Genomic DNA, 12574 nt, shown 5'->3' on the forward strand with positions numbered 1-12574 from the left:
AGATTAGAAATTCTCGTCCAGCCAGACGGCCACACCGATCAGGTTGCTCGTACCCCCCAATTCGCCGGTGTTGGCGGTCAGCGTGTAGGAAGCCTGGAACGTCAGAATGCCGTTCACCGCCTCGCCGTCGCTCCTGATCCACGCATTGGGACGGATGTAGACCTGGTTGTTCATCGTCGGGTCGAAGTAGCCCAGCTTGCGGTTCATGTTCTCGGGCGTATCGGCGCTGCCGGCGTCGTTGTAGTAGTTGAACGGGCTGCTGTTGGACGGGCTGGTCACGCCGGAGGGCGAGTAGCTGTTCCAGAGCTGCTTGATGGTGAGCGTGTTGTCGTCGGCCAGTTTACCGCCGTAGGGTTTCACGCCCGTTTCAAGCCCCTCGTAGAGGAAGCAGTTCTGACGCCAGCGGATCATTACCTTCGAGGCGTCCGTTCCGGCGGCATAGACCGGCAGAATACCCGTGAAGCCGCCCTTGCGCGAGTTGATGCGGTGGACGAACGGGGTGTATTCGATCTGGTCGCTCTTGGCTTTCTGACGCATCATGACAAAGACGATCGTCGAACGCGACACGGCGGTTTCGCCCTCGCCCAGGGTAGCGGTCACGCGGACGTAACCGATCTGGCCCCAGCGGTTGCCGCGCATGCGCAGATGCAGGTCGCCGTTCTCGTCCACGTATTGCAGGCTCGTATCGCCCGGACTCTGGAGCGCCCAGTTGTGCACGACATCCAGCTTGAAGACGGGTTTGCGGCCGTTGAAATCGTTATAGCCGTCCGCCAGCGCGATCACCTTGTCTTCGTTCTTCTTGCCGTCGCCGTCCCAGCGGAACTGGTCTGCGTTCTCCTCGGCGGGCAGGCCCAGGTTGTTGCCGTAGCCGAACTTGTGGAACATGTTGGGGTTGGCCTCGACGCTCAGCGCCAGGTTGGCCACAGTCGGGTTCTCCGGATCGCTCTTGGGGTTGGCAGCAAAGACGGGGATCGTGTACTGCCCCACCGGAATGTCGTTGCCGCGGGCGATGGTGATCTTGCCGGTCTGCTTGTCCAGCGCGATGCGGCCCTCGAGCGCCTCGGGCAGCTCGCCCAGCGTGAAGGTCACCACGTCGCCGACGAAGCCGGCCTTCTTCTCGACCTCGAACTGGCAGAACTCAGTCATCTTCGAGGCGGGATAGGAGAACGTCTTGGGGTCGATCGGGGTGATGTAGGGCACGATGTCGACCGTATAGACGCCGCGCAGTGCGACGGCTTCGCCGTGGCTGAACTTGTTGGAGACGGCCAGCGAGATTTCGTAGGAGGTGTCGGCCTCGAGCGTATGACCCTGCGGCAGCGAAATGACGCCCGTCGCGGGGTCGACTGCGAACTGGTCGGTCGAGGGGGCCACCGAGAGAATCTCGTAGTGCACCTCGTCGGCCGAGCCTTTCAGCACGGGCACGTCGCTCTCGAAGGCGGCGGCCACCTCGGCCGTACCCGGATTGCGCTCGTAGGTGATGCCCAGCGGGCGGCTGTTGACCTTGATCGTCAGCGCGTCCTTGTAGTCGGCCGAACCGGCCTTGGTAGTCAGGCGCAGCACCGGACGGTAGATGCCGGGAGGAATCTCGCCCTTGAACTTGAGGTTGGCCGAGATAACGCCCGCCGGGGAGATGGCGAAATACTCCTTTCCCTTCTCCTGCACCAGCGCATAGGCGTTGAACGACACCGCCTCGTCGGCGGCCTCGACCTTGGCCGTGCCCCACGAGATGCGTTCGGCGTCGTAGTCGGCCTCGATCAGCGAGGGGGTGACGATGATCTGCTCGGGGGTGGCGGGAACCATGTGCACGCTCAGCACGTCCGGAAAGACGATGCGGCCGCCGCCGGCCAGGCACGAGATCGTGAAGCGGTACGTACCCAGGGGCAGATTCTCGCTGTCGGCGATATTGAGGTAACCCTCCGACGGATTGACCGTGAAGCAGGGTTTCTCGTCGGTGAACGGCGCGCCGTCGAGCGTGATGGCGTCGATGGCGAACTCCGTAGGGGTCACGCCGGAGTAGGTCGGGGCCGAACCGCGGTAAGGCATCCCGGGACCGATATCACCGACCTGTTGGTAGTGGAGCGTCACCGTGCTCTCCGTGTCGTCGTCCGTACACGCCGTGATGCCCAGCGTGCAGGATACGAAGAGAAGCAGCAGGTTGCGCAGGAATGATTGCTTGTTCATATCGGGTTGATTTTTAGGTTACAGCGTGTAGGAAAGGTTGTAGATGCGACCGCCCGCCTTCACCGAGATGCGTGCGCCCGAAGCCGAGAACGCAGGGTCGACGAACGCGGCCTCCACCGTCTCGGACGCGGCGTCCGACGCGGGATAGAGCACCGTGATGAAGCGGGCCGCCTTGTCGTCGGCCGCCTTGTCGAGGTCGACCTGATAAGCCTTGCGCGAAACCTCCGTGTCGAGTTTCACCGAGAGGTGCCCCTCGCGCTCGGTCGTGACGAGCGCCGCGTCGGAGAAAGTGCGCACCAGGAGGTTGTTGCCGTCGTTGAACGCCGTATGGGCGCCGTTGGCCTCCGCGTCGACCACCACCTCCGCATCGGAGCCGGGCAGCAGGTGGAAGTTGAGGTTGACCTTGCCCGCGGCTGCGCCGTAGCCCTCGTCGAGGATGACGAAGAAGCGCTTGTCGACGAACCACACCGAACGGCGGTGCGTCAGATCGGCGTAGGAGGGGTTCTCCAGCACCAGCAGGTCATAGTCGGCGCGCTCCTCGGCCAAGAGGCACTTGCCGCGGCAAGCGGTGACGTTCCGATTGTCGAGCGTCAGGGTCGAGTGGTAGTCCGTGCGCGCATAGGTGTTGCGGTTCTTGTTCGACTCGGTGGTTCCGCCGTAGCTGAACACGCCCGAATCGGGGAAGAACTGGCGGCCGGCGACATAGAGTTCGAAGTTGCCGTTGTCCCACTGGCGATGCCACTGCTCCTTGGGGGTGACCCCGCAGTTGACCAGAGTCATCATCGTTGATTCCGGCGTCCAGCCGTTGCGGATCGTGTAGTGGCCGCCGTCGTCGAAGCACTTGATGCCCGCGGCGGGCGCCTTGCCCTCCGCACCCTGCGAGGCGAGCCACTTCAGCTCCTGATCGTCGGGGAACAGATCGCGGTAGTTGCGCATGTGGCGCAGCAGGATGTTGCGCGTCCACGAGGTGGGGCGCGTGTCGCCGAAGTTGGGCGTCGAGTAGTTGTAGTCGCCCGCGGCGTTGTTATACATAGCGTAGTTGGGATAGATCAGGTACTTCTCCACCTCGACCATCTTGCGCAGCGCAGCGATGTAGTCGGCGGGGAAGCGGCCGGACTGGTTGTTGGCCGCGGCGACCAGCATGGCCTGCCGGAAGCTCTCGATCGAACCGATGTGGTAGTGCAGGTCGTTGTCCTTGAGCCAGCCGTCCGGGTAGTACTGCTTAACGATCTCCTCGTTGAGGATCGTCGAACCGTTGGTGACCCACTCGGCGGCGTGCTTCATCTCGGGGAAGAGCAGACCGGCCAGCGTCACGGCCTGCGCCTGCGAAATGCGGTGGTTGGAATCCTCCCAGTAGTTGTTCTTGATGAACTCGACCTGAAAGGCCAGCCGGTCGAGGAAGCGGGTCAGATAGACCGGCATGAAAGAGTCGGACCAGCGGTAGTACTCCATCAGCGAGCACATGTCCTGCACGCGGGCGGCTACGCTCAGCGGAACCCAGCCGACGGCATCGGCCGGGGGATTGGCCTGCGGATAGCTCGCCGGGGCGGGATGGGTCTCCCACCAGTCGTCGTAGGTGTTCATCCACGAGGTGATGAAGCGCTCGTCGCCGGTCATGTACCACGCTTTGGCCTGCGCGACGAACCACTGGTGGCGGTGCAGCTGACCGCGCAGCTCCTGGTCGCCGTCGGCGTGGAGCGACCAGTCGATGCCGTCGCCCGTCTCGTTCATATAGGAGTAGGGACGGCCGTCGCTGTCGACGAACGTCGAGACCTTGAAGCGGTAGCCGTTCTCCGGCAGGGCCTCCTCGGCCGTGGTCTGCTCGGCGGCGCTGAGGGTCGTACCGAGCAGGTTGACCAGCGGGTTGCTGACGCCTGCGCTGAAACGGTAGTAGTCGCGCAGTGCCAGGGCGGCCTCGCCCCACAACTGCGCCTGCACGGCTGCGCGGACCGCCTCCATGCCGGGACGGTCCAGATCCATCTGCGCGAACAGCTCCTCGTCGATCGTCTCGTCGGCCGGACGGGATTCCTCCCACGGACCTTTCGACGACTGATCGCCCGAAGAGGAGATCGTCTCGTCACCCAGACAGCCCGTCAACAGCAGGGCCGCGCCGGCAACGAGCACGGGAATGCGTAAAAATTTCATCTTCATAAGGTATGATTTTAGGTTGATTGTTTGCATGAACGCACCGTGCGAAGGCCACGCCCGGCGGCGCGCCCTCCACCCGGTGTGCGGTACAGGGATCAGAGCTGCTGCGGATCGATCCCCCGCAGCGTGAGGTAGCGTTGGATAGCCTCCAGGTAGTAGTAGTCCGCGTAGTTGAGCGGCGTGTCGATCTCGCTGTCGGCAGGCCAGTGGCCGACGCTGTGCATCAAAACGAAACCGCCGTTGGTTCCCTTTTCGGCGAGATAGTCGTCGGACGAGAGGTTGAGAAGCAGCGTTTCGGCATAGTCGAAATACGTGCGGCCTTCGGCCTCGGGAACCAGCGTCGAAAGCTCGAACAACGCCGAGGAGATGACCGCCGCTGCCGAGGCGTCGCGCGGAGCGTCGGGGATGTCCGGGGCGTTGTAGTCCCAGTAAGGGATGCGGTCCTCGGGCGTGGCGGGATGGTGCATGATGAAGTCGGCGATCCGCTCGGCGTGGCGCAGGTACTTTTCGTCGCCCGTTTCGCGGTAGCACATCGTGTAGCCATAGAGGCCCCAGCCCTGCCCGCGCGCCCAGGCCGAGGAGTCGGCGTAACCCTGGAACGTGCCGCGGCTCTCGACCGTACCGTCGTCGTTGTAGCTCACCACGTGGTAGGAGCTGGCGTCGTCGCGGAAGTGGTTCCGGAGCGTGATGTCGGCATGGCGCACGGCCACGTCGCGGTAAACGCTGTCGCCCGTATGCTTCGAGGCCCAAAAGAGCATTTCGAGGTTCATCATGTTGTCGATGATGACCGGGTAGTTCCACTCCCCGAAGTCCCACGAGCGGATGACCCCCACCTGCGGATCGCAGCGCGAAATGAGGCTCTTCGACGCCTCGACGATCACCTCGGCCGAGTGCGGATCGCCCAGCGCGGCCTGCTGCTGGCCGTAGGAGCAGAAGACCATGAAGCCCAGGTCGTGCGTACCTTTATAATATTGGATGCCCTCCAGCCGGTCGGTGTATCTCTCGGCGGCGGTGCGGAGCTGTTCGTCGCCCGTCAGGCGGTAGGCCTCCCACAGCGAACCGGGGAAGAAGCCGCTGGTCCAGTCCTTGGGATCGACCTCTTTGAACTTGGGCATCAGCGAACGGGGGAAACCCCGGAGCGTGTCGAATTCGGCGGCGGCCTGCGTCAGCTGGCAGCGGGCATGGTCGATCGCCCGTTTCACGGTGTCGAGCTTCGGGTCGCGGTCCGCGGAACAGGCGGCCAGAAACATCAGGCCGAGACCGAGGATCGGAAGGGAAAATTTTCTCATGTCGAGGTTCAGGTTTTAGTGATAGGTTTGCGGTTTTTCAGCAAGACAAAATTACCCATACCCCTTTCAACGCAGGCCGAAGATTGCGCAAATGATCTTTAAAAGCGCTCAATAAAACTTTGATTTTGTCCAGCCCGATGCGGAATTTGTCCAATCGCCCGCCGCGCCCCGCAAAACACGCGTCCGGGAAGCGTATTTTTCGCGCGATTCGGCGGTCGGTATCGAAATTCTTCCTATTTTTGTCTTTACAACAACCAATCGAACGACATGATGTATCCGCTCTTTTTAGGCAAGCTCGGCATGACCGAGGTGCTGATCATACTCGTCATCGTAGTGATCTTCTTCGGCGGGAAAAAGATCCCCGAACTGATGCGCGGCATGGGCCGCGGCGTGCGCGAATTTAAGGACGCGATGGAGGCCAAACCGGGCGATGAGCCCCGGGCCGGAGCTTCCTCCGCCCGGCAGGACGCCGGGGAGGCTGCGCGGCAGGAGACTGCCGGCAAGGAGACCGCCGGGAAGGAGACCGCCGGGAAGGAGAACATCCCCGAAAACAAATAAGCCCGGACATGTCCGGTCAGCCGCAGACACCCGCAGGCGAAATGACCTTCGCCGAGCACCTCGATGCGCTCCGGCCCCACTTGGTGCGGGGTGCGGTGGTCATTTTGGTGCTCGTGGTCGTGGCATTCTGCCTGAAGGAGCTGCTGGTGGACAAGGTGCTCTTCGGCCCCGTGGCGGAGTGGTTCCCCACCAACCGGCTGCTCATACGGCTGGGTGCGCTGTCGGGGATCGACCGGCTGGGCGTCCGTCCGGAAGATTTCCAGCTGGTGAGCACCACGCTGGCCGGGCAGTTCAACCTGCACCTCACCGTCTCGGTCGCCGCGGCATTCGCCGCGGGATTTCCCTATCTGTTGTGGGAGTTGTGGCGCTTCGTGCGTCCGGCACTCACCCCGCGCGAACTGCGGGGCTGCCGGCGCTTCGTACTCTACGTCTCGCTGGGATTTTTCGCCGGACTGGCTTTCGGCTATTTCATGATCGCCCCGCTGACGGTCGCCTTTCTCACGCAGTACCGCGTGAGCGCTCTGGTGACCAACATGATCGACGTCAACTCCTACCTCTCAACCGTGCTGAACGTGTCGCTCGCCTGCGCGGTGGTGTTCCAGCTGCCGCTGCTGGTGCATTTCCTGACGCGCATGGGGATTCTCGGCCCGGCGTTCCTGCGCCGTTACCGCCGCCACGCCATCGTCGTGCTGGCGATTCTCTCGGCCATCATCACCCCGCCCGACGCATTCAGCATGGTGCTGGTGCTGCTGCCGCTCTACGGACTTTACGAATACAGCATCCGCATCTCCGAGCGGACGCAGCGCAAGTACTCCTCGGAAACGGAGCGGTAAGTCGGGCGCGCAACGGCAGGGCATGGCCAGGCACGCGGCGGCTGTCGGCAACAGAACCGGACGGGGAAAGACTGGACGAGACTGGATGAGGCGGTAGCCCCCCCCCATAAAACAAACGAACCGACGGCTTAGGGGCTGTCGGTTCGTGTTTCAGGTCGACCGTTATTTGAGCGGGGAATCGGGTTCGCGGGACATCACCAGGTAGAACATCCGATCGAGAAATCCCGGCGCGAACTTCTTGACCAAGTGCGTGGCGCGCCCCTCGGCCTCCATCAGGCAGAGCCGCTTGCGGCGCAGGATGCCGCGGGCGATGATGCACGCCACCTCCTCCGGGGTCATCATCTTCGCCTCGTCACGCGGGGTTTCGCCCTGCTGCGTGCCGTCCGCGGTCAGCGCCGAAAAGCGCACGTTCGAGGCGGTGAAACCCGGGCAGGCGATCATCACGTGCAGTCCTTTCTTCAGATTTTCGATGCGCAGCGTCTCCAGAAAGCCCGTCATGGCGTATTTCGAGGCCGAGTAGCCCGTGCGGCCCGGCAGACCGTGCAGCCCCGCCACCGACGAGACGCCCACGATCGAACCTTTTGCCGCCTGCAGATAGGGCAGCGCGTATTTGCAGCAGTTGACCGTCCCCCAGAAGTTCACGTCCATCAGGCGGTGGAGCACCTCCAGGTCCACGTCGTCGAACAGCGCCCGCATCGAAATTCCGGCATTGCAGATCAGCACATCCACTCCGCCGAACTCCCGGACCGCCACGTCGATCAGCTCGCGGCACTCTTCGGGCACGGTCACGTCGACCCCGCAGTAGGCCGCCTGACCGCCCCGGGCACGGATGTCGCCCGCGATCAACTGCAATTTCTGGATGCTGCGCGCGCCCAGCACCACGCGCGCACCGCGGGCCGCGAACTCGCGGGCCAGCGCCTCGCCGATGCCCGACGATGCGCCGGTCACTACGACCACCTTATTCTGGAATGTTTTCATATCGGGTTGTGTCTTTTAGTTTGGAACGGTTTCGTTCTGCGGCTTCGCAGCCATCTTTATCGCTACTTGTTACTTAAGTTTCGACCTTTAGGTCGGCGGGCCGCAGCCTCCGGGCAGCGGAGGCCCGCTGGTCGCGTGCCCCGCAGGCTGCGTCCGAAAAATTAGGTTTCCACAGCAAGCGCCTTTATAATTATAAGCAAAGCGTCAGCTTTGCACCTCGATCGCGCACTTCTGAAAAACGGCGGGAATTGCGGTTGTCCGACGCCGAGCGCCCGGAACGGGTGTGCGATATGCTTTAGCTTTCGTGCCCGTTCAGCGAGGCGGAGGACGGACGCCCGCCGTTTTCTGCGTGCGCCTCTCTTTCGCCCTTTCTTTCAAAGAAAGGGCAAGAACGTTTGGTTCGAAGAACCGCGGGCCGCAGCCTCCCGGCAGCGGAGGCCCGCTTGCCGCGTGCACTCCGCAGGCTGCTGCCCGAAATCACTTTTACTCAATATCGGCGGCGTCACTCGCCCCACTTTTACATCTTCAAAAAACGGGAACCCAGCTCGAAGAGCCGCGGACCGCAGCCTCCGAACGCGGAGGTTTGCATTGGCGTTCCTTCACAGGCTGCGTCCTTTCTTTCGATGTAATTCCTCCCACAAAAGGGCGAAAAGTCTTTGGTAAAGTTCTTACCTATTATGGTGCGGCTCTTGAGCCGCGCGGGCCACAGCCTCCGGGTGCGGAGGCCCGCTCAGCGCGTGCACTCCGCAGGCTGCTGCCCGCAACTCCGTAACACGACACATCCGGCAAAATCCACCGTATTCCTCTCTGCAGGCCGTCCTTCCAATAATCAGCCATACCCGTTCGCAGGCTCCCTATCTTTCGGAACCGCTTTACACCTCCACCGTCAGGCCGTCGTAGGCCATATAAACATTTTCCGGAAGCGTCGGTTCCGTGGCGGCGTGCAGACCGATCTCGTGGGACATGTGCGTCAGATAAGCCGCGCGGGGCCGGACGCGGGCGATCAACGCGAGCGCCTCCGCCACGTTGAAATGCGAGTAGTGCGGTTCGAATCGCAAGGCATTGACCACCAACACCTCCACACCGCGCAGTTTTTCGACCTCACGGTCCTCGATGGTCTTGAAGTCGGTCAGATAGGCCAGCTTGCCGATGCGGTAGCCCAGCACGGAGAAGCGTTCGGAGTGGCGGCCCGAGACGGGCACGATCTCCACGCCGCGGACGCGGAACGGCCGCTCGGGGTCGATCTCGTGCAGTTCGATCTCCGGCACGCCGCGGTACTTGTCCTGCGCGAAAGCGTAGTCGAAATCCTTGCGTACACACGCCGCCGTGCGCGCCGAAGCGTAGATGTCGACCTTGTGAACGGCTGCCGGATAATCCACGAAGTTGAACGCCCGCACGTCGTCCAGCCCGGCGATATGGTCCTTGTGTTCGTGCGTCAGCAGGATCGCGTCGATATGCCGGACGCCCGTGCGGAGCATCTGGGCCCGGAAGTCGGGTCCGGCATCGATCACCAGCCTCATGCCCTGCGTCTCGACCATCGCGGCCGTCCGCAGCCGGTTGTCCCGCCCGTCGGCCGAGGTGCAGACCGCACAGCGGCAACCGATGACGGGGACGCCCTGCGAGGTCCCGGTTCCCAAAAACGTAAGTTTCATCCCTGCAAAGATAGTAAAATTCGGCTTTCGCGATCGCTCCCCGCCGAAGAATCCCCCGCCGAAAGCCGGCAGGGCTACCCTGCGGGTCGGCGTGTATGTTTTGAAAGCGTAAATATACGTTTTGAGAGCCTGCAAAACGCGGGCCCGGCTAATTTTGCTACACGTTCAACCAAACTAAAAACCTATGAAAAAAATCGCATGGCTCCTGACGGCCGCCCTGCTGCTCACGGCCGCCGCCTCGGGACAGGATCAGCCCAAGAAAAAGGGCGGATTCTGGAACAAGGTCAAAAAAGGGGTCGAATCCACGACCGGTCTCGACGTATCGAAGGAGACGCTGTTCGTCTATCCGCAGCTCGGACAATGGAAAATGGAGTTCGTCAGCGCCACGGGCAACCCCTCAACGGGCGAGGTTAGTGTCACGATCGGCATTATGCCGCTCGCGGGCCAGAAGTCGGCCTTTCTCAAGCTGACCGAAGTGACCGATGCCGCTGGCAGGGGCGTCGCCGAAGGGGCGGCCTGGAAGGCGACCTCCAAGTTCCGCACCTCGGACCTCGGCGCCAGTCCGCTCTACCACGAGGACCTCGCGGCAGGCACATACGCCGAGTACCGGTTCCAGCCGATCAAGGTCGAGCCGGGCATGAAGAGTTTCAAGGCGCTCAAATTCACCCTCGAAACGGGCAACGCGCAGGAAGAGGGCTTCGAAGCCCGCGACGTGCCCGTCACGTGGGAGTAGGAAGTCACAACCTTTTAAATTATAACGGATTTATGAAAAAATTGCTCCTTCTGGCGGCATCGCTCTGCTGCCTGGCCGCCTGCTCGTCGTCGGCCGCCGCGGATTCGGCCGCGGACACCGTGAAGCGTTTTTACGCCGCGATCAACGACGAGGCCTACGACAAGGCCGCCGACTGCCTCTACTTCGACGGCAAAAGCGTCGAGGCCGACCGGAAAATGATGGTCGAAATTCTCTCCACCTACCTGGGGCCCGAGCTGAAAAAGCTGGGCGGCGTCAAGGTCGAGATTCTCTCGGAACAGGTCGGCGAGAACGGCGAGGCGACCGTCGAATTCAACATGCGCAACGGCAGCGGCCAATCGGGCAAAGAGACGGCCAAATGCGTGAAGGACGCCGCCGGACAATGGAAGATGCGGCCCGCGTTCTGAGGCTGCCGTCCGCCGATTCGAACACCCGGTTCGCCGTGAACCGGGTGTTTTTTGGGTTTCCCGCCCTCCAAAAACCGATTTTTTCGCTATCTTCGTTCTGAAATGACCCGGACGCTCATCTACTTTTTCAACGGCGCGGCGTGCATGTTCTTCCTCGCGGCGTTCTGCCATATGCTTCTGCGGGCGCGGAAAACCCGCTCGCGGCCCCACCGCCTGTTCGCCCTCTGTCTGGGGTGGATGGCCCTGATCGAGGTGAAAGAACTGCTGCTCAGCCTGACGCCGACCTACTACTGCGAGGTGCTCGGGGCCGGATTCACGCTGCCCGACCTGTTCACGCTGCCGCTGCTGTCGCTCTTTTTCTTCGAACTGGTGATGCCCGGCCGGGTCACCGTGCGCTACGCGCTGCGGCTGGTCGCCCCCTTTGTGGCGCTGGCCGCCGCCTACGCCGCCAGGCTGGCGTTCCACCCGCGGCCGGTCTACGCCTCGGGCGGCGAACTGATCGGCTCGCTGCCCGCCTACCTGCCCGCCGTGCTGCTGATCTACGTGGCCTACGCAGCGGGCTACTGCCTGTTCGCCCTGGCGCGGATCGTGGTCTACTCGCTGCGCTACGCCGAGCAGATCGCCCAGGCCTACTCGTTCACCGAGCGCATCCACCTGCGCTGGATGCGGTGGATGTCGGCCGTGCTGGCTTTCTACCTGATTGCCTACATCACGATCATATCGCTCACCACGACGACCCTGTCGATCGTGCTGACCCATGTGATGACCCTCTGCGTGTGGTCGCTGCTCTACGGCTGCGTCAGCCGCTACCGCATCCCGGAGATTATCCGCGACTACTGGCAGCCCGCCGCTCGGGAAACGGTTCCGGAGGAGAATGCCGACGAACGCAGCGGACGCATCGAAACGCTCCGGCGGCGGGTCGCGGAGGCGCTCGACGAAAAACAGCTCTTTCTGGACCCCTGCCTGACGATCGTCTCCCTGGCGCAGGAGTGCGGAACCAACCGCACGCACCTCTCGCAGTTCTTCAATCAGGAGCTGGGCTGTTCGTTCCGCGACTGCATCAACCGCTGCCGGGTGGAGTACGCCACCCGGCTGATGGTGCAGCAAAGCTACAAGGCCGAGGAGCTGGCCCTGCTGGCCGGATTCGGCAGCAGCACCACCTTCTACCGCGCTTTCGCCCGGGAGAAGGGCATGACGCCCCAGCGGTGGCAGGAGCTGCACGGCAGCGAAACGCAAGGGGGGGGGAATCCGCGACCTGCCCCGACCGTACCGCCTGATCGCCCAGGTCCGCAGACCGGATTAGCCCTTTGCGGCTGAAACGGGAGCGGAGCGGGAGAAGTCGACGGACCCGCTCGGTCAGGAGACCTGCTCGATATTCCAGACGAAGGCCCGCGAACCCTGCATCCGGGTCGTGGAATCCATTTCGCGCAGGGCGTCGAGCAGCGGCGCCACACGGCTGTCCTCCACGATAGCCAGCACCGAGGAGTTCATCGACGGCCACGCATGCGTGCCGTAGTGGGGTTCGCCGTCGACCGATCCGCGCCCCTCGGTAAGCGCCCAGCGCGTGAAGCCGCGGATACCCTGCTCGTCGAGGATATGATTTACCCGGTCGGTCAGCGCTTGATTATAAGATATAAAGACTGCTTTCATAATTTACCTTTTATAAATCGACATCCTGTTACCGCAGCTCTTCGAAGCCCCTCCCTCGGGAGGGGTTTGGGGTGGGGTCAGGCTTGTAAACACGGCCGCAGGCCGTGAATACAGCGATCCGTTCTGC

Annotated in this window: 10 protein-coding genes and 1 pseudogene; 5 read left to right on the forward strand and 6 right to left on the reverse strand. The window is 62.7% G+C overall.

Annotated elements, in window-relative coordinates; genetic code table 11:
* Positions 1–3 precede the first annotated feature (3 nt).
* From ACMO9O_RS09250 to ACMO9O_RS09260, 3 genes are all read right to left on the reverse strand, one after another.
* A complete protein-coding gene (locus tag ACMO9O_RS09250; protein WP_418983584.1) occupies positions 4–2181 on the reverse strand; it encodes a surface glycan-binding family protein in 2178 nt (725 codons plus the stop codon).
* Between the two features lie 18 nt (positions 2182–2199).
* Positions 2200–4326: a heparin-sulfate lyase HepC gene (gene hepC, locus ACMO9O_RS09255; protein ID WP_418983585.1), complete on the reverse strand. Its 2127-nt coding sequence runs from the start codon at positions 4324–4326 to the stop codon at positions 2200–2202.
* Between the two features lie 98 nt (positions 4327–4424).
* Positions 4425–5618, reverse strand: coding sequence for a glycoside hydrolase family 88 protein (locus ACMO9O_RS09260; RefSeq protein WP_418983586.1), 1194 nt, complete (start codon positions 5616–5618; stop codon positions 4425–4427).
* Between the two features lie 267 nt (positions 5619–5885).
* On the opposite strand from ACMO9O_RS09260, the pseudogene tatA reads away from it, so the two are divergent.
* Positions 5886–6032, forward strand: a pseudogene (gene tatA / locus ACMO9O_RS09265) (twin-arginine translocase TatA/TatE family subunit); the annotation flags it as partial.
* A 152-nt stretch (positions 6033–6184) separates the two neighbouring features.
* On the forward strand, positions 6185–7009 hold the full coding sequence (gene tatC / locus ACMO9O_RS09270; RefSeq protein ID WP_418983587.1) for a twin-arginine translocase subunit TatC: 825 nt from the start codon (positions 6185–6187) through the stop codon (positions 7007–7009).
* 162 nt (positions 7010–7171) lie between these two features.
* Here the strand turns inward: tatC and ACMO9O_RS09275 are convergent, their stop codons facing one another.
* Both ACMO9O_RS09275 and ACMO9O_RS09280 read right to left on the reverse strand, forming a co-directional pair.
* Positions 7172–7987, reverse strand: coding sequence for an SDR family oxidoreductase (locus ACMO9O_RS09275; protein ID WP_418983588.1), 816 nt, complete (start codon positions 7985–7987; stop codon positions 7172–7174).
* A gap of 872 nt (positions 7988–8859) precedes the next feature.
* Positions 8860–9639 carry an MBL fold metallo-hydrolase gene (locus tag ACMO9O_RS09280; protein ID WP_418983589.1) on the reverse strand — a complete coding sequence of 260 codons (780 nt, stop codon included), beginning with the start codon at positions 9637–9639 and terminating at the stop codon, positions 8860–8862.
* A gap of 184 nt (positions 9640–9823) precedes the next feature.
* Here ACMO9O_RS09280 and ACMO9O_RS09285 point away from each other — a divergent pair, with 184 nt between their 5' ends.
* From ACMO9O_RS09285 to ACMO9O_RS09295, 3 genes are all read left to right on the forward strand, one after another.
* A complete protein-coding gene (locus tag ACMO9O_RS09285) occupies positions 9824–10372 on the forward strand; it encodes a hypothetical protein (protein WP_418983590.1) in 549 nt (182 codons plus the stop codon).
* Between the two features lie 32 nt (positions 10373–10404).
* The gene (locus tag ACMO9O_RS09290) at positions 10405–10797 is read left to right on the forward strand and encodes a hypothetical protein (protein ID WP_418983591.1); all 393 of its coding nucleotides are present in this window, start codon (positions 10405–10407) and stop codon (positions 10795–10797) included.
* 102 nt (positions 10798–10899) lie between these two features.
* Positions 10900–12114, forward strand: coding sequence for a helix-turn-helix domain-containing protein (locus ACMO9O_RS09295; RefSeq protein ID WP_418983592.1), 1215 nt, complete (start codon positions 10900–10902; stop codon positions 12112–12114).
* A gap of 39 nt (positions 12115–12153) precedes the next feature.
* On the opposite strand, the gene ACMO9O_RS09300 is transcribed toward ACMO9O_RS09295, so the two are convergent.
* The gene (locus ACMO9O_RS09300) at positions 12154–12447 is read right to left on the reverse strand and encodes a PG0541 family transporter-associated protein (protein ID WP_418983593.1); all 294 of its coding nucleotides are present in this window, start codon (positions 12445–12447) and stop codon (positions 12154–12156) included.
* Positions 12448–12574 lie beyond the last annotated feature (127 nt).

Origin of the sequence: Alistipes sp. (assembly GCF_048465635.1) — a bacterium.
Lineage (GTDB): Bacteria > Bacteroidota > Bacteroidia > Bacteroidales > Rikenellaceae > Alistipes.